Raw genomic sequence first — 17,446 nt, 5'->3', positions numbered from 1 at the left:
CTTGATATACATGGGTTCCGGGATTTTCAGCATCGTGCTGTGAATATTTCAGGATTAATAATGTTAATAACAGATATTAAAGATTGGGCAAAAAAAGTATCCCTAGCCTTTTTGGTCTTTGCTCTAGCCATCATTCTGACTAATACAGGGCAGGCCACGGCCGCTACAACCGGAACATGCAGCTACTATGATAGTTACGGCACACTTGTCACGTGCAGATATTTAACACTGTCTACTACCGACGTTTCCGCCGGCTCATCTGCTATTTATTTTGAACAGGGTGATTTGATATATTACGATTGGCAAAATTCTGGAAGTAAACATTCCGTGGGATTTGCCGTTAAGGTAACATCTGATAGTAGCCAGGTTTATGGGTTAAAAACAGCGGGCGCAGGAAACGGCAATAATTACGGATACATGTATGCTCCTTCCAACGGCTGGTATTACTTGGCTGCATCATGTGGGGGAGGACAAACGGGATGCTCAGGAACAGGGAAAATACAAACTGACTTTCCTTGAGCATCCGAATAGAGAAGAAATAGGGGAGCGATCGAGAATCGCTTCCCTATTTCTTTATTTCATCGAATCCGCAACTTTTCGCAATATTTCGGGTCCGGTTGGTGATTCTTCGTTAATCTTCAACCCTATACCGTACAATAAATCGTTTTTTTCAAAAAGCATGATCTCGGCTACGCTTCGTGTTCTGTCGTAGTAATAACTCGCCTGTGTCCCATCAGCGAGCAAAACTTTTTCTCCTTTAAAAACATGGTTATAGTTATTGGCAATACCAATATCTACATTAAGCGTTTGATTTGAACGTTTATTTTCATAAATGATTCTTATGCCGCCATTCTTATCACTTTCAACATTTACACTGGATGGCTTAAATGGCAAATAAGAAGGGTACTTCAATTTACAATCACATTGCTTTTCAAAAGATCGGACGATCTCATTTTTCTTAAAATCATTTTCAATAGCAGAAACATCAGTGACCAAAAACAAACTGATGACTATCCCCAAAGCTTTGACGAAAAACAATTGTGCTCACTCCTTTTTTTTGCTGATTTCAGCATTCCCTATAATACACTTACTTATTACATCCTCGCCTGCACCTCCGTATGCTACATCCTCAAGGAATTAATGATTATTCCGCTGTACCGCAGATTTCATCATTGACAAATGCAGTGACTTATCATGTTTCACCATCTTACCTCCGTATCGTGATCGACGTTCCTTCGGGCCCTGTGCGGACGTCGGCCTCCAGCCCCATCTCCTTCATCATGATCGCGGCTATGGATAGGCCAAGACCGCTCCTTGCTCGGCGGACTCGGCGCTCATGCCCGGACCGCGGTCCTCGATCACAATCGCTCCCCCGTCTTCGGGAGATACCGCGAACCGGACATAGCGCCCGTTTTTGGCGTGACGCAGCACATTTTGCACGTAGTTGTCCAGAACCCGTTCCATCCACTCCGGGTCGACCGTCCATCGGACGCCCGTCTCCTCCGGCAGGTCGAGCTCGATCGTTAACCGCTCCTCCTCGAACACCGGATACCATCCCGCGATCAACGTTCGCGCGAGGCGCACGATGTCGGTATCGGCAGGACGGTACGGGTATTTGCGTGCGGAGAGAAGCGTATAGGAGAAAAGATTCTCGATCAGCCGGCCGAGATACCCGATTTTCCGCTCGATCAGCTCTACGGATGTCCTGCCCTTGTCGCTAAGCGCCGGCTCAGCCTTCAAGCCGAAGGCGTGCGCGCGGATCGCGGTCATCGGCGTGCGCAAATCGTGCGACAGCTTGGCGATCAGGTCGCGGCGCAGCGCCTCCTCCTCGGCTTCGCGCCGGCGGCCGTCCTGCAGCTTGCCGATCATGCCGTTGAACGCGCCCTCGAGCCTGCCGATTTCATCCTCGTTATAAACCTCGACCGGACTCGGGATGCCGTTCTCCGAAGGAGCGGTCATCGCCGTCTGCAAGCGGACAAGCCGCCGCCGGATGCGGTAGAAGAACATAAGCGAGACAAACAGAAACAGCGCCAGAACGAGCAGCATTCCCGCAATAACGATCGTGCTCCGGTCTTGAACGACACGCTGTCCCTCCGATATCATCTCCGCCCGCGGCACCTCGAAAACCATAAAGCCCTGCCGCTCATCGCCGCCGATGAACGCTACGATCGTGAACGGATCGCCATTGATTCGTTCCTTCATGAACCGGACCGTATAGCCCGGCGTCCACACCTCGGGCACACCGACTGAAGCGGGCGTGCCTGCCTGCACATCGCCGCCGCTCTCCTCCGTGCCTCCCGGCAGCACCAATCCGGTACGCCCGCTGCCGTCAACCCTGTACATGGCGGCCAGCGGGTATTCCCCTTTCAATCTGCGCAGGGCCGCATCCACCCCGGCAGCGGACAAGCCTCCCAGCTTGTCCGCCTCATCATGCCACATCCGCTCCAGCTTGGCCCCGTTCTGATAAAGCCCCTCCTGCCCGTATTGTCCCTCCGCCGTTGAATAATAGAGGACAACGTTGACGAGCGGATACACAATCGGCAGCAGTACCGTCGCGCACAGCAGGATGAGCAGATATTTGGACAGGAGCGAGTTTTGCAGCCTCAGCCTGTCGACCAGCGCCTTCATTGCTTCACCCGGTAGCCGATGCCGCGGATCGTCTCGATAATCGCCGGGTCCCCCGGATCGAGCTCGATTTTTTCCCGCAGGTAGCGGATATGCACCATAACCGTTTTGTCGCCATCCATAAAAGGCTCTCCCCAAACCGCCTCGTAAATCTGCTCCTTCGTCACGATCCTGTTCGGGTTCTTCAGAAAATACAGCAGGATCTGCAGCTGCTTCGCAGTCAGCGGGATTTCCTCCCCGGTCCGGTTGTCGACCACCGACTGGCTGTCGATCCTGACCGTTATGTGGCCGAGGCGCACCTCCTTGCCGATCCCCTGCCCGTACCGACGCAGCAGCACCTCCATGCGGGCGGCCAGCTCGTCCGGGTGGAACGGCTTGGTCACATAATCGTCGGCAAAAAGCAGCCCCTGCAGCTTATCGTCCACCGCCGTCCGTGCGGAGAGCATCAGGATCGGCACGTCCGGAGTCTCCTTTTTCAGCCGCTGTCCCACGGTAAAGCCGTCCAGCCCGGGCAGCATCACGTCGAGCACAACGATATCCGCCTGCCGGACAAACCGCGGCGCATCGTCGCCCGAGACGAGCCATTCGACGATGTAGCCGCGCTGCTCCAGATTGTCCTTGACCCAACTCCCGATCTCCTTGTCATCCTCGATGTACAGCACTCTTTTTCGCATATAGGTCAGCCCTCGTTTATAGCGGTTTGAACCCATCATAGGCAATGCCCGGTGAAATAGGAAGTTAAATTTGGTTTAAAAATCGCCGCCCGCACGGGCACCCTTCCCTGGGCGTATGCATATGGTGAAGCAAAACCGCACATTCGAGGAGGAATTCGTCCATGGTTCAACCACCATTGCCGCAGGTCGTCTACAACGCCGACCCGTCGTGGCTTCAGACGCTTGTGGCCGTTAAAAATACATTGGCCGATATTGCAGTCCGCTGCACCGGATTATCGGTGCGCGTGCAGACGCTCGACGGGCGTACCTATGAGGGCATCCTGATGGGCGCCGACCGCTGCCATCTGTATTTGCACGTCGGACCGACAGGGGCGGAGCAGACAGGTTACCCGGATCCGGCCTATTCCGGATACCCCGGCTACACCGGCTATCCGGCAGGCTATCCGGCTCCCCGCGCCTTCTTCGCGCCTGTGCTCTCCAGCGCCATTCTGCCGCTTGTCCTGTATGAGCTGCTTGTCATCACGCTTCTGTATACCTGATTTTGGATTCAGCGATTTTCAGACCAAGTGAAGAATACGGTAAGTCCGGATTATATCCCTCGATAAGCGCAAACAGCCGCACACCTGCCGGTGTGCAACTTCAGCTTGTCGAGAAACCCAGCATCCTTATAGATGCTGGGTTCTCTTCGTTTGTCTCGGCCTGTTGGGCGATCCCGGGGCCCCGTTGCCTGGCGTATTTTCCGGTGACGCCTTACCGAGCGCATTAAATCGCATTGCGCCCATTGGATTTCATCCAACACAAATCAGGTTGTCGTCCTCTTCTCTGCGGCTATATTGGATTCTCTCCAGCCAAATGATGCGGGAAATGACGATTCGGAGAAAAATGCGGGGTTTTCGTTGGACGTTATGCAACATAGACCGGCTTATCAGCGAAAAGAGCATGATTGATTGGAGGATTTCCAACAAGGCGTAGCGTGATTGTTTAAAGAACGCTGGCCTCTGCAGGTTTAGCGGCAATACCGGACGTTTCGCTCCGTCGGATGCGGTTGATCAGGCCCTTCATCTCGTAAACAACTGCGGGATTCCTTGTAGTTTCAACCCATTAGGCTTTTCTCAACAGCCTAGGGCTGTCCCAAAAATGTTCGTATAAATGAGTAGGTCCCAATTTTCACGCAGAAGAACCTCCAAAACCACTAGTAAAGTGGAGATGGAGGTTCTTACACATGAAATCAAGCTCTAAGTGGGGCGTAAAAAATCATAAATTGCCTTTTGGAACAGCCCCATTTTTCGGATGGAGTCATAACGGTTACCTGCCTTGTATGGGGTCCAAATCCAGGCGTCCCTTATCGTTCGCCTTCGCCTCTGCCTCCGCCTCTGTGTCGCGTGCGCCTTCACGTTTCATGAACGGCCACCAATTGGCTTCGCCGAAGGTGCGCACCATGACGGGGATGAACAGCGGCAGCACGATCAGCGCATACAGGAAAAGGCCGGATAGCACGATCGTCGCGATCTGGAGCAGCGACATGACGCCCGAGGGCAGCATGGCCGCAAACGTGCCGCCGAGAATGAGGGCCGCGGACATGATGACCGACCCCATATTTTTCATCGCAAGCAGAATCGCCTCCGCCGGCTTCAAGTGCCGGTACTCCTTGAAGCGGTCCATGAGGAAAATGCTGTAGTCGATGCCGAGCGCCATCAGCATGACGAAGCCGAAGAACGGCACGGCCCAGCTGATGCCCGACAGTCCGGCGATCCGCACAAAGATCACTTCCGCAATCGCCAACGACGTATAATACGTCAGCAGCAGCGAAAGCACCAGGTAGATCGGCATAACGACCGACCGGAACAGAAGAATCAGGATGAGCGTAATGCCGATCAGCATCATCACGACGGTACGCGAGTAATCCGCCGCCGAAATATTGCGCAAGTCTTCATTGGCGCTCGAAACCCCGCCGACCGCCACAGTCGCGCCGTCACCGGCCGGCGTTCCCTTCAATGCGCGCTCGGCGGCCGCCTGCAGCTCGTCAATCTTCGCCATCGTCGCGAGCTCGTAAGGATTGCCCTCGAACACCACGTCGAACTTGGCGGTCCGGCGATCCTCGGAGAGGTAAACGTCCAGCGCCTTCCGGAAATCGCCGCTCGCGATCGCTTCCTGGGGGATGAACCAGCCCGTCAGCTGCTTATCCGGCGCGCCGGCCAGTTCATCCAAATAGGACTGGGCCGACTGCAATCCGCCGGTTACCCGGCTCAGGCCGTCCACACTTTGATCCAGCCCGGTCGTAAGCTCGCCAAGCTGGCCGTTCAGCTGCGCAAAACCGCTCTGCAGCTCGCGCTGGCCCGCCGCCAGCCCGTCGAGGCCTCCCGTCAACGCCGGCAGCCCGGCAACGATGCGGCTCTGTCCGCCCGCCGCCTGCCCGATGCCCGCCTGCAGCTCGCCTAGCCCTTGCGCCAGCGAAGCGAGACCTTGCGTGAGCGCCGCTTGGCCGGCCGCGGCTTGCGAAAGCCCCTCGTTCGCCTGCTCTAACCCGCCGGATATGCCGGCCAATTGACCATTCAGCTGACGGAGGCTCTCGCCAAGCTGGGCCGCGTTCGTCCGCATGCCGCTTACCGAGCCTTGCAGCCGAACGTAATCCGGGTCGTCCCGCAGCTCCGGATATTTCTGTCCGAGACCGCCCAAGCCCCGCTCAGCCTCAACCAAGCCCGCCGCCAGAGCCGCTTGGCCGGCCTCCACCTCGGCATACGCCTGCGACAATTGCGCGAGGCCGCCGCCCAGCTTCCGGTAGCTCGCCAACAGCTCCTTGCCGGCCGCGCTGAGCTTGTCGGCGTTCGCCTTCGCCTGCGCCGCGCCCGCCGCCAGCTCGCCGGCGCCGATCGAGCCTTCCTTCAGTCCGGTCTCGATCCGCTTCAGCCCGTCGCCAAGCTCGGCAAGGCCGGCCTTCAGCTGCTGCGTCCCGGCGGCAAGCTCGCCGGCGCCTGTCTCCGCCTCCCGCAGCTTCGGCGCATTCGCGCCGAGCGCGCCGCTCGCTTCCGACAGCCCTTGGCCGATTTGTCCCAAGCCCTCTTCGCTCTGCCCGATCCCGTCGCCAAGCGTGCCCATCTGCTCGGTGACCTGCAGGTCGCCCAGCGGATCGCCGGTCGGACGGGTCGCGCTGCGCACCGCCTTCACGCCGTCGACCTTGGCGAGCTCCCGGCTCACCTGCTCGACCGCCGCCAAGCCTGCCTGCGAATCAAGCGGCTCGTCGACCTTCACCACAACGGTCGTCGGCAGCGATTCGCCGGGGCCGAAGCTCCCCGAAATCAGATTGAACGCCTTGACGGAGTCGTATTTGTCGCCGATTTCATCGAGCGAGTTGAACGACGCCGTATTGCGGAAAGCCGCCAGGAACGGCACCATCAGCACGGCGATCACGAGCAGCGCCCACACCGGCTTCCTCAACGAGAACGATCCCGCCGCGCCCCATAGACGGCTCGGCTTATGCTCAATCGAGCCTTTGGCCGGCCAGAAAAGCGCCTTGCCGAACACCGAGAGGAAGAACGGCACCAGCGTCACAAGCGCGATCAGCATAACCGCGACGCCGACCGCCACCGCTACGGCGGACCGGTACAGCACGAAGGTGGAGAACCCGATCGAAACGAAGCCGACCAGCACCGCCAGACCGGAGAACAGCACCGTGCGGCCGGCCGTCCGGTACGTCTGCAGGATCGCCTCCGTTTTATCGCCCGAATGGGCCAGCTCCTCCTTAAACCGGCTGATCAGCAGGATGCAGTAATCCGTACCGATCCCGAACAGGACGGCGACCATAAAAATCTGGGTGAAGGTCGAAAGCGGGAAATCCGCGTACTTGACCAGAAAAGCGACGACCGACTGGGAAACCAGATAGCTGAATCCGACCGCCAGCAGAGGGATGAACGGCGCCGCCGCCGAGCGGAACACGACGAACAGAATGACGAGAATGAAGGCAACCGTAATGATTTCCGTCTTCTTCAGACCCTCCTGCGAGCTTTGTACGACGTCCTCCGATATGATCCAGCCGCCTGTAAAATAATGCTCCACCTTGATCGAAGAGGCGGCTTCGTAAAGCGCATCGCGGGCTTCCGCCGGGGTGCGGCCGCCGAAGTCGACATCGACCAGCGCCAGCACCGTTTTGCCGTCCTCGGCGACCATCAGCTTCTCAAGCTGTTCATTGTCGAAGTGGCTCGTGACGGATTTAATCCCGTAGGCTTCGCCCTCCGCCTTCAGCTTATCCAGGCCTTGCCTGATCTCAGCCATATCGCCGTCCGTCAAGCCCGATGCCTTGTGAAACACCAGCACGGCGGATTCGCCGCCGTCGGCGGCATTCCCGCCCATTTCATTGAGCAGCCCGGCCGCCACGGAGGAGGAATAGCCTTCGGGGACGTCGATCTGCCCCTTCTCCCGCACCAGCTCCTCCATATTCGGCGCCGTCAGCATCAGACCCACCGCGGCCGCAAGCCATAAGACCGGCATCAGCCACCGGATTTTCAGAATCGTCCTCATTTCGTCTCGTGGCCCCCTTCAGCCGGTTCGGTCAATACCTTGGCCAATTTCTCAAACGTTTCGATAAAAGCGAGCGCTTCTTTCCCGTCGAACTGTCCCATATAACCGTACAGCAGCTCCTGGATTCGCTCCTCGACCTCATCCGACAGCCGTTTCCCCTCTTCGGTGACCGACAGGTACGTCACCCGGCGATCCTTCTCGTCCGGGATCCGCGAGATCAGGCGTTTGTCGACGAGGCGCGTTACGATCGCCGTAATCGAGCTTTTGCCGACGCAGAAAGCGTCCGCCAGCTCGGAGGACTTGCAGCGGCCGCGGCTGAGAATGTAGCGGATCGTCGAATATTGATCAAGCGTCATTTCCTCTCCCATATCTTTGCGGATCAGCGCATTGAGCCTTCGATTCACGGTGAAATGCGCCTGCTCGTAACGCTGGATAATCGACTTCAGCTGACCGTGTTGCATGGCATCCTATTCTCCTTTTACTTCGACAGGCAAACTATACTTTAGTCGAATTATTTGATAATGAAACTATATCAGCGTACGTTTGCAAAGTCAACGCCTGACCCGGCGGCACGCCAAAAAGAAGCGCCCCCCGAGTGGAGCAGCGCAGCCGTTACCGTATTTATTCACGATGCAATCGCTCTCAAGTCAAAACGAAGGATCCTCATGCCCGGGCAGCCGGATGCAGACCTCCGTTCCTTCCCCCGGCTTGCTTTTGAATTCGATCTTGCCCTCATGCTCTTCGATAATTCTATAGCTCACCATCAAGCCGAGGCCGGTGCCTCTATCCTTCGTCGTATAAAAAGGCTCTCCAAGCTTGAGCAGCTTGTCCTCTGCAATGCCGACACCTTCGTCGGCGACGCGGATCAGCACCTCGCCGCCGCTCGAACCGACCGCCACCCGCAAATTGCCTCCTTCGGGCATCGCCTCGATCGCGTTTTTTACGACGTTCATGATCACCTGCTTGATCTGGTTTTTCTCGCACTTGACCGAGCAGTTCCCGGCATGGATGTCCGTATGGATGACGACATCGTTCAGAATCGCCTGGCTGCCGAGAAGATCCAGCACATCCTGCACGATCAGGCGGGCATCCCAGGTTTGGTACACTGCCGTCTGCGGCTTCGCCAGCACCAGCAGTTCGCCGAGAATCATCTCGATCCGGTTGAATTCGTTCTCCATGATGTGATGGTAACGTTCGGCCTGCTCGCCCGACGCCCCGCGGAGCAGCTTCGAGAAGCCTTTCAACGAGGTCAACGGGTTGCGGATCTCGTGCGCGATTCCGGCTGCCAGCTGGCCGGCCATCTTCAGCTTCTCCGACTTGCGCAGCAGATCCTCTGTCTGCTCGGCGGCCTGCTTGTCCGCGGTTATGTCGCGCAGCAGGACGGAAATCCCTTCTGCGGAAGGAAAAACGCTTACGTTCAGCCATGTGCCCGACGATCCGTCGAAGTAATCGAACCGTTCGGCCCGCTGCCGCAGCATCGCTTGCCCGACCCGCGCGAACAACTCTGAATGCGCGGTATCCGGCAGATCATCCGGGAGAAGCTTGCCTATCAGGGAGCTCTGGTCTCGGAAAACCAAGCGATACGCGGCCGCATTCGCATACACGCATCGCCCGTCGCTGTCCATTGCGTAAAATCCGTCCGTCATCCGATCCAGCATAGGGTAAAGGACGGAACGGTTCGGATCGTTGTCAAGTCCCGAAACTGTCATACTCGCATCGCTCCTGAACTCAGATATGCAACGTTATCGTTCTAATTATCCGACAATTCCCTCTCCTCCGTAAAGCACTTTTCCTGATTTACCGTGTTCAGCCGGTGGGCGATCACGATGCTCGTTCTCCCCTCCATTAGCCGGTAAAGCGCCTCCTGGATTTTGATCTCCGTGATCGTATCGATACTGCTGGTCGCCTCATCCAGAATCAGGATAATCAGGATCGAGGGATCGGCCAGCATCATGCGGGCGATGGAGAGCAGCTGCTTCTGGCCTTGGCTGATGCCGCCGCCGTCCTGCTGCAGCATCGTATCGTACCCCCGCCGCGGAAGCTTGACGATAAACGAATGCGCATTGGCCGCTTCGGCCGCCTGCCGCACTTCCTCATCGGTTGCATCCAGCCTGCCGTAACGGATTATGTAATAAACCTCACACCTCAATTATATACCGGCTGCTTCCAAGTGGGGGAAGCAAAAAACCTGTCTCGCCGGGAGACAGGTTTTTTGCTCGTTTTCAGGTTCTGCCCGCGTCCAATTCGACCGATTCGCCCGGCTTCAGCACGATGCCTTCGATGCCGCGCGCGGCCAGCGCCTCGGCGAAGGCATGCCCGTCCTGCGCAATCGGCGAAAAGGTGTCGTAATGCACAGGGACCACGCGCTTCGCCTTCAGCCATTCGGCGGCGATCAACGCATCGTCCGGGCCCATCGTGAAGTTGTCGCCGATCGGGAGGAACGCAAGGTCGATCCGGTTCCTATCGCCGATGATCTTCATGTCGCCGAACAGCGAAGTGTCGCCGGCATGGTAGATTGTAAGGCCGTCGATGTCCCAAAAACGTGAAATTCATCGTTCGGCTCCTTCCGTCATTCGGATACGGCGGAAGCGGTTAACCCCGCCTCCCCCCATTATTCAATATCAGGAATCAAAAGTCGAGCCGGCGGGCGTCTCTAACGCTTGGCCGAGTCGAACGGCTCTCCCGCAGCCTTCGGCGCCCTGGACGTTTTCGAGAACAGGACGAGCGCGATCAGCGTCGCCGCATACGGGAACACTTTAAGCACGAACGGCGGAATGACCGACAGCGACGGGATAACCTGCGATACGTTCGCGACCGTGCTGGCAAAGCCGAAAAACAGGGTAGCCGCAACGATGCCGAGCGGTCTCCATTGGCCGAAAATCAGCGCCGCGAGCGCCAGGAACCCGAGACCGGACACCGTTCCGGAAAATTCGCCGGAGAATGTCATGATGATGACCGCCCCGCCGAGCGCCGAGAAACCTCCGGATATCATGACCCCTATGTAGCGCATGCCCCGCACGTTAATGCCCGCGGCCTCGGCCGCATGCGGGTGCTCGCCGCATGAACGCAGCCGCAAGCCGAACGGCGTCTTGTACAGGATAAAAGTGCTGATGGCGACGATGAGCAGAATGAGCCACGTCGTCCAATAGGTTTTTGTAAAAACCAGCGGTCCGATCACCGGAATATCCGAAAGCCCCGGAATATCGAACGGCAGAAAGCCTTGCTGAATGCGAATGTTGCCGCTTCCCGTCATATTGCGCGACAGGAAGACGGTGAGCGCGCCGGCCAGCATATTGATGGCCGTGCCGCTGATCACCTGGTTCGCGCTCAGATTGATGCTCGCAAACGCGTGAAGCAGCGAGAAGATCACGCCCGCCGCGAAAGCGGCAAGCAGCCCGATCCAGATGGCCGCCGCCTTGTTCGCCATCGTCTCCTGCAGCCGAAATACGACGAACGCGCCCATAAACGCGCCGACGACCATAAGCCCTTCAAGACCGATGTTGACGATCCCGCTTCGCTCGCTGAACAGCGCGCCGAGCGCGGTAATCAGGAGAGGGATGGTGAACACGATCGCGTACGGCGCTATCTGCTGCAGTATCTTCCACAACTCGTCCATTGCGTCAGTCCCCCTTCCCCGGCTGCGACGAAGCTTTCGGCCGGTTTAACGAAAGCCTGCCCCTGAATCTGCGCACAAGCCGTTCGATCAAAATGCTGGTCGCCGCGAAATAGATAATGATCGCGATGATCGAATCCGCAATCTCGGGCGGCACCTCGGTCATCGCGTTCATGAAGCCCCGGCCCGAGTAGAGCAAACCGAAAAAGATCGCAGCCAGCAGCACGCCTCCCGGCGCATTCGCGCCGAGCAGCGCGACGGCGATTCCGTCGAAGCCCTGCGACGGCAGGATGCCGATCTGGATATTGGCGGCGTTGCCCGCATACTGCACCATGCCTCCGAGCCCCGACAGACCGCCCGAGATGAGCATCGACAGGACGATGCTGCGGTTGACCGCGATGCCGCCATACTCCGCGGCGTGCCGGTTGAAGCCGACCGCCTTGAGCTCGTAGCCGAGGGTCGTGCGGTCGATGATGAACGCCATGACAATAACCCCGATCAGGCCGAGAAATATGCCTAGGTTGATAAACGAGCCGTCGAACATCTCGGACAAGCCGGCCACCCGCAGGGTCGCCGACTCCGGCAGCAGCCTGGACTCGGTTTCCAGCGATTCCGCTTTGAAATAGGCCGGGACGGCATAGTACACGGTCCAGTAGGCAATCCAGTTCAGCATGATGGTCGAGACGACTTCATGCACATTGTATTTGGCTTTGAGCAGACCGGGAAGGAAAGCCCACAGCGCCCCCCCGATGAAGCCCGCGAGGATCATGGCGGTCAACAGGACCGCCCTCGGCCAATCGAAGGTCAGGCCGATCGCCGTCGCGCACAGACCTCCGATCAGCATTTGGCCCGCTGCGCCGATATTGAACAAACCGGTACGGAAAGCGAAAGCGACCGACAATCCCGTGAAAATAAGCGGGGTTGCCGTGGCAAGCGTGTTCCCGATCCGTTCCGTGTTTTTCAAACCGCCCTGCATCAGATATTTGTAGCCTTCGATCGGATCATGACCGGTCACGGCCATAAGCACCGCTCCGGCCAGAAGCCCGAACAAAACCGCCAGAAGGGAAACGATCGTGTTTCTCATGCGGTCTCTCCCTTCCTCACGCCGGCCATCATCAGACCCAGCTCGTTCTCATTCGTTGCGGCCGCTTCAACGATCCCGACCAGCTCGCCGTTGTTCAGCACCGCGATCCGGTCCGAAACGTTCAGCACCTCGTCAAGCTCAAGCGAGATGAGCAGAACCGCTTTGCCCCGGTCGCGGTGCTCGATCAGCCGCTTGTGGATGTACTCGATCGACCCCACATCCAGCCCCCGTGTCGGCTGTACCGCGATCAGCAGCTCGGGATCGCCTTCGATCTCGCGGCCGATGATCGCCTTCTGCTGATTGCCGCCGGATAACGAGCGGGCGATCGAAGCCGCGCCTTGTCCCGACCGCACGTCGAAGCTGCCGATAATCCGCTCCGCGTAGGAACGGATGGCCTGCTTGTTCAGAATGCCGTTCTTGGAGAACGGCTCGCGATGATAAACCTCGAGCACCATATTCTCGGCCAGCGTATAATCCAGCACGAGCCCGCGCTTGTGCCGGTCCTCCGGAATATGGCCGATGCCGCTTTCGTTGCGGTCCCGGATGCCGAGACCGGAAATTTCTTCTCCTTTTAAACGAATGCTGCCCGACTCCGCCTTGCGCAGACCGGTTACCGCCTCCACCAGCTCGGATTGGCCGTTGCCCTCGACGCCCGCGACGCCCAGAATTTCTCCCGCCCGCACCTCGAGAGAGACGCCGTTCAAGCCCCGCACCTTCTTGTTGCTGTTGACCGACAGCGAATCGACCTGCAGCACGGCTTCTCCGGGCGCCGCCGGCTTCTTGTCCACCTTGAAGGACACCTGGCGGCCTACCATCATCTCCGCCATCACCGCTTCGCTGGCCGCGGCCACTTCAACCGTTCCGATCGTGCGGCCGCGGCGAATAACCGTGCAGCGGTCGGCGAACGCCTTGATTTCTTTCAGCTTATGGGTGATCAGAATAATCGATTTGCCTTCCTGAATCAGGTTTTTCAGGATGGCTCCCAGCTCCTGGATTTCCTGCGGCGTCAGAACGGCGGTGGGCTCGTCCAGAATAAGCACATCGGCGTTCCGGTACAGCACTTTCAGAATTTCCACCCGCTGCTGCATGCCGACCGATATGTCCTCGATTTTGGCGTCGGGGTCGACGTTTAAGCCGTATCTGCGGGAGAGCTCCGCAATCCGTTTGGCGGCCTTGCCCGTATCAAGCAGAAAGCCCCACCTGCGGGTTTCGCTGCCGAGTATGATATTTTCCGTGACCGTGAACGTATCCACCAGCTTGAAATGCTGATGCACCATCCCGATTCCCAGCCGGTTGGCGACATTCGGATTGGCGATGCGAACTTCCTTGCCGTTCACCTTGATCATGCCGCGATCCGCTTGGTACATGCCGAACAGAATGCCCATGAGCGTCGATTTGCCTGCCCCGTTCTCGCCGAGCAGGGCGTGTATTTCCCCCCGCTTCAGTTGAAGCGTGATGTCGTCGTTGGCGACGACTCCCGGAAACTCCTTGCGTATGCCGAGCATCTCCACAGCGTAATCCATGGAACAAATTTCCTCCTCCAAGAAGGATGATAAAACAAATCTGTACTTCCTTATACACTAAAAAAAGACGGAGCATCCGTCTTTTTTTAGGTTGTCTTTTTACATTCGCTTTACTTGATCAAATCTCCTTGTTCGGCAGCCACCGTAATTTCTCCGGCTTTCAGCTTCCCGAACACTTCGTTCGTTTTCGCGACCGCCTCTTCGCTGAGGTTCGGGTTCTCTGCCGGAAGCCCGACGCCGTCGTTCTTGGCGTCGAAGGTCAGCGTCTGTCCGCCCGGGAACTCGCCTTTCGTCTCGGCGACGATCATATCATATGCGGCCTGGTCGATTTTCTTCATGGCGGAAGTCAGAATGACCGACTTGCCGTCCGCATATTCGCCGTCCGCGTATTGGTCGACGTCAACGCCAACGATCCAGGCTTCCTTGCCGCCGGTTGCACGCTGTTTGGCTTCGTTGATCGCGCCTACGCCTACGCCGCCCGCCGCCGCGAAGATGACCTTCACGCCGCGGTCATACATCGACGCCGCCAATTGGCCGCCGGCCGCCACGTTGTCAAACGTGCCTTGGTAAATAACGTTCTCTTTCTTGATCGTTACCTTCGTGCCGAAATTGTCGTTCGCATATTTCACGCCTTGCTGGAAGCCCCAGTTGAACTTCTGCACCGGAGGAATTTCCATGCCGCCGATGAAGCCCGCATCGCCTTCCTTAATATGTACCGAGGTTGCGACGCCGGCAAGGAAGCCCGACTCCTGCTCCGCGAAGAAGATGGAAACCGTGTTTTCCTTGACCATTGCATTGCCTTTGTCGTCCTTCGGCGCGCCGTCGATGAGAACGAACCTGGCGTCCGCATATTTCTCCTGAGACTTGAAGATTGCCGTCTCGAACTTGAAGCCCGGCGTGACGATGAATTTGAAGCCGGCGTCGTACAGGTTGCCGATCTCCTTCGTGTAATCCGCTTCCGTCGTGCCGGTCGGCTTCAAATACTTGTTCTCGAGGCCAAGCTCTTCCGTTGCCCGCACAATGCCTTCCCAGGTGCCCTGGTTAAACGATTTGTCGTCGATAGTGCCGGAATCCGTTACCATGCCTACTTTGAAAGCGGCCTTCGGCTGCTCCGCAGCGTTGCCTTCGCCGCCGGCAGCGCCGTTCGCTCCGCCGTCATTCGTTGCCCCGTTATTCGCCGCCCCGTTGTTCGTTGCGCCGCCTCCGTTATTGCCTCCGCCGCAGGCCGCGAGCAAACCCATCAACAGGACCAAGACCGCCAGCATGACAGATCTTTTTTTCATTTTCAAGTGCCCCCTTGGGAGAATATGTCTTTCACAAAAACTTTCTTCATTATAACCCATAATCGACATTTTGTGGACAGCATGATGCGCCGGTCGTGAAATTTCATAATATAGGTCAAAGCATAGGCGCATTTTCGCCGGATCACCCCATATTTCAGTATTTGCAAACAGGCAAGATTGCCTTTCAAGATTTTTCTATTATGCGGATCCGTCGTTATTTTTCAAAGTCCTGAGGAGCACTTTTATTGCGATTTACAATGAAAGCGGTTGTTTTTGTGGACGCTGCCGCGTCTCCCTGCCCTGCGGCCGTACGAACATTGACATCGACGGGCACGACCGCTATATTTGGGGAAAAACACGACGGTGCGGCTATGAGGGAAGAAGGGCGGTTTTCCCCATAAGCGCCTTTATAAAGGGAGCGGTACGATATTGGATATAATCGCGGAAATGCCCAAGGTTGATCTTCACCTGCATTTGGACGGCTCCGTTCGGCCTTCCACGCTGCTCGATCTGGCCCGCATTCAGGGCGTACAGCTTCCGGCCGGCGATCCGCAACAACTCCTTCCGTACATGCAGGCCGGCGAGGATACCGGAAGCTTGACCGAATATTTGCAAAAATTCGGGTTCGTTCTGCCCCTGCTGCAGACGGGCGAGGCATTGGAACGCGTCGCTTACGAAACGGTTGAATCTGCCGCAGCCGACCATTGCTTATATATAGAGGTTCGATGGGCGCCGATGCTTCATACGAACGGAAAGCTGGACGCGGACGGCGTCATCCGGCATGTGACGGACGGCTTGCGGCGGGGCGAAACCCAGTTCGGCGTAAAGGCGCGCGCCATCGTCATATGCATGCGCCACCACGATGAAGCGACGAACCTGCGGACGGTCGAAGCGGCGGCGCGGTTTGCGGGCCAAGGCGTGGTCGCGGTGGATCTGGCGGGTGACGAGGCGGGATTCCCCCCGGGTCCGTTCCGCGGCGTTTTCGCCGCGGCGGCGGGATTGGGGCTTCCCGTGACGATTCATGCCGGCGAGGCCGGCGGTCCCGGGAACGTTCGGGAAGCGATCGAGGGACTGGGCGCCGCAAGGATCGGGCACGGCGTCCGGATTTGCGAGGATGCCGCGGTCGTGCAGCTCGTCAGGGATCGTCGCATTCCGCTCGAGATGTGTCCGGTCAGCAATATTCAGACCAAGGCCGTGTCCGGGTGGCACGATTACCCGATTCGGGATTATATGGAGCAGGGCATTACGGTGACGGTGCATACCGACAATCCGACCGTTTCGGCAACGACGATCACCCGGGAGTACCGGGAGCTTGCCGCGCGCTTCGGCTTTACGCCGTCCGAGCTGGCGGCCATTGCGCTGAACGGCGCCGAGGCGGCTTTCCTGCCGCGGGAAGAGAAGGCCGAATTGGTGCGGGAGATGAAGCGCCGTTTCGAGGCGTTGGGTATTGCAGGAGGGTGACGGCTAGTGCGCATTGTGCCTTATTACAACCCCGCTCCCTCCGTCGTGACCGGACTATGCTGCGTTCATTTGAAGGAAGGGACGCCGCCGCTGCGCCGGGAGCCCGGCGCGGAGGTTTGGCTTGAATCCTACCATGCTCCCGCCGTGCTTGCGGAAGCCCGGAGAGGCGGCGGCGTCACGCTCAATTCGCTGTGGCTCGACGCCGCCCTCTGGAATGCTTACGACGGCTCATTCGACATGTTCGACCGTATCGTCCTGATGCCGTACGATCCGAACGAGCCGGAGCGCGCATACGAAGACAACGTCAAGCTCCTGCTGGAATGCGCGGCGCGGCGCGGGATTCCGAAGTCTCGCCTTACCGTCGACCTGTGCATCCTGCCTTATTCGCGGCGCCGCGATGTGGAGGTATACGCCGCACGCGCCGGCCGGCTGGCCGAAACAGGCTTGGCCACAGTTGCCGGTCTCGACAACCTCGTTTTCCGCGAAGCGGGCGCAAAGCCGCTGCTCGAACGCCTCATTCGGCTGCTGGACGGTTCGATCGAATTCGGTCTGATCAGCGCCCGATACGACAAGTGGGCGGAAAGGCTGTGCGGGAAGTAAAGACAAATTGCGGCGGCGTTTGCGGGATTAGCGGCACTGCGTGCCGTTAGCGAGGCGTTTTCGCATAG

At 58.0% G+C, this 17,446-nt stretch carries 14 protein-coding genes and 2 pseudogenes; 4 read left to right on the top strand and 12 right to left on the bottom strand.

The annotated features are described in order from the left end of the window. Positions 1 to 519 (top strand): hypothetical protein (locus RWM61_RS18090; RefSeq protein WP_314003400.1); only part of this gene is annotated, 519 nt, incomplete at its 5' end. Between the two features lie 54 nt (positions 520 to 573). Here RWM61_RS18090 and RWM61_RS18085 read toward each other — a convergent pair. From RWM61_RS18085 to RWM61_RS18075, 3 genes are all read right to left on the bottom strand, one after another. Beyond that, the gene (locus RWM61_RS18085) at positions 574 to 1,038 is read right to left on the bottom strand and encodes a hypothetical protein (protein ID WP_314003398.1); all 465 of its coding nucleotides are present in this window, start codon (positions 1,036 to 1,038) and stop codon (positions 574 to 576) included. A gap of 252 nt (positions 1,039 to 1,290) precedes the next feature. After that, positions 1,291 to 2,628, bottom strand: a complete 1,338-nt coding sequence (locus RWM61_RS18080) for a HAMP domain-containing sensor histidine kinase (RefSeq protein WP_314003396.1) — start codon at positions 2,626 to 2,628, stop codon at positions 1,291 to 1,293. Beyond that, positions 2,625 to 3,299, bottom strand: a complete 675-nt coding sequence (locus RWM61_RS18075; protein WP_314003394.1) for a response regulator transcription factor — start codon at positions 3,297 to 3,299, stop codon at positions 2,625 to 2,627. The genes RWM61_RS18080 and RWM61_RS18075 overlap by 4 nt, the downstream gene beginning before the upstream one ends. A 161-nt stretch (positions 3,300 to 3,460) precedes the next feature. On the opposite strand from RWM61_RS18075, the gene RWM61_RS18070 reads away from it, so the two are divergent. Beyond that, positions 3,461 to 3,838: a hypothetical protein gene (locus tag RWM61_RS18070; protein ID WP_314003391.1), complete on the top strand. Its 378-nt coding sequence runs from the start codon at positions 3,461 to 3,463 to the stop codon at positions 3,836 to 3,838. A 766-nt stretch (positions 3,839 to 4,604) separates the two neighbouring features. Here RWM61_RS18070 and RWM61_RS18065 read toward each other — a convergent pair. The 9 genes and pseudogenes from RWM61_RS18065 to RWM61_RS18025 all read right to left on the bottom strand — a co-directional run bounded on the left by RWM61_RS18065 (position 4,605) and on the right by RWM61_RS18025 (position 15,317). Beyond that, positions 4,605 to 7,814, bottom strand: a complete 3,210-nt coding sequence (locus tag RWM61_RS18065; protein WP_314003389.1) for an MMPL family transporter — start codon at positions 7,812 to 7,814, stop codon at positions 4,605 to 4,607. After that, positions 7,811 to 8,275, bottom strand: coding sequence for a MarR family transcriptional regulator (locus RWM61_RS18060; protein ID WP_314003387.1), 465 nt, complete (start codon positions 8,273 to 8,275; stop codon positions 7,811 to 7,813). Before RWM61_RS18060 ends, RWM61_RS18065 begins: the two co-directional genes overlap by 4 nt. 186 nt (positions 8,276 to 8,461) lie before the next feature. Next, a complete protein-coding gene (locus RWM61_RS18055) occupies positions 8,462 to 9,523 on the bottom strand; it encodes an ATP-binding protein (protein WP_314003385.1) in 1,062 nt (353 codons plus the stop codon). A gap of 83 nt (positions 9,524 to 9,606) precedes the next feature. Next, a pseudogene (locus tag RWM61_RS18050) lies at positions 9,607 to 9,939 on the bottom strand (ATP-binding cassette domain-containing protein); the annotation flags it as partial. A 97-nt stretch (positions 9,940 to 10,036) separates the two neighbouring features. Then, positions 10,037 to 10,345, bottom strand: a pseudogene (locus RWM61_RS18045) (MBL fold metallo-hydrolase); the annotation flags it as partial. Positions 10,346 to 10,467: 122 nt separating this feature from the next. After that, on the bottom strand, positions 10,468 to 11,430 hold the full coding sequence (locus RWM61_RS18040; protein WP_399538967.1) for an ABC transporter permease: 963 nt from the start codon (positions 11,428 to 11,430) through the stop codon (positions 10,468 to 10,470). 4 nt (positions 11,431 to 11,434) lie between these two features. Next, positions 11,435 to 12,511 carry an ABC transporter permease gene (locus RWM61_RS18035; protein WP_314003383.1) on the bottom strand — a complete coding sequence of 359 codons (1,077 nt, stop codon included), beginning with the start codon at positions 12,509 to 12,511 and terminating at the stop codon, positions 11,435 to 11,437. Continuing rightward, positions 12,508 to 14,034: an ABC transporter ATP-binding protein gene (locus RWM61_RS18030; protein ID WP_314003380.1), complete on the bottom strand. Its 1,527-nt coding sequence runs from the start codon at positions 14,032 to 14,034 to the stop codon at positions 12,508 to 12,510. The genes RWM61_RS18035 and RWM61_RS18030 overlap by 4 nt, the downstream gene beginning before the upstream one ends. A 110-nt stretch (positions 14,035 to 14,144) precedes the next feature. After that, positions 14,145 to 15,317, bottom strand: a complete 1,173-nt coding sequence (locus tag RWM61_RS18025; protein ID WP_314003378.1) for a BMP family ABC transporter substrate-binding protein — start codon at positions 15,315 to 15,317, stop codon at positions 14,145 to 14,147. Positions 15,318 to 15,746: 429 nt separating this feature from the next. Here RWM61_RS18025 and add point away from each other — a divergent pair, with 429 nt between their 5' ends. Together add and RWM61_RS18015 are read left to right on the top strand one after the other, a co-directional pair. Then, positions 15,747 to 16,778, top strand: coding sequence for an adenosine deaminase (gene add, locus RWM61_RS18020; protein WP_314003376.1), 1,032 nt, complete (start codon positions 15,747 to 15,749; stop codon positions 16,776 to 16,778). 6 nt (positions 16,779 to 16,784) lie between these two features. Continuing rightward, on the top strand, positions 16,785 to 17,378 hold the full coding sequence (locus tag RWM61_RS18015; RefSeq protein WP_314003374.1) for a hypothetical protein: 594 nt from the start codon (positions 16,785 to 16,787) through the stop codon (positions 17,376 to 17,378). Positions 17,379 to 17,446 lie beyond the last annotated feature (68 nt).

The organism is uncultured Paenibacillus sp. (genome assembly GCF_963515335.1).
Taxonomy (GTDB): Bacteria; Bacillota; Bacilli; order Paenibacillales; family Paenibacillaceae; genus Paenibacillus_I.
The sequence above is the reverse complement of the archived record's forward strand: the minus strand, read 5'-3'. Positions and strand labels throughout refer to the sequence as shown.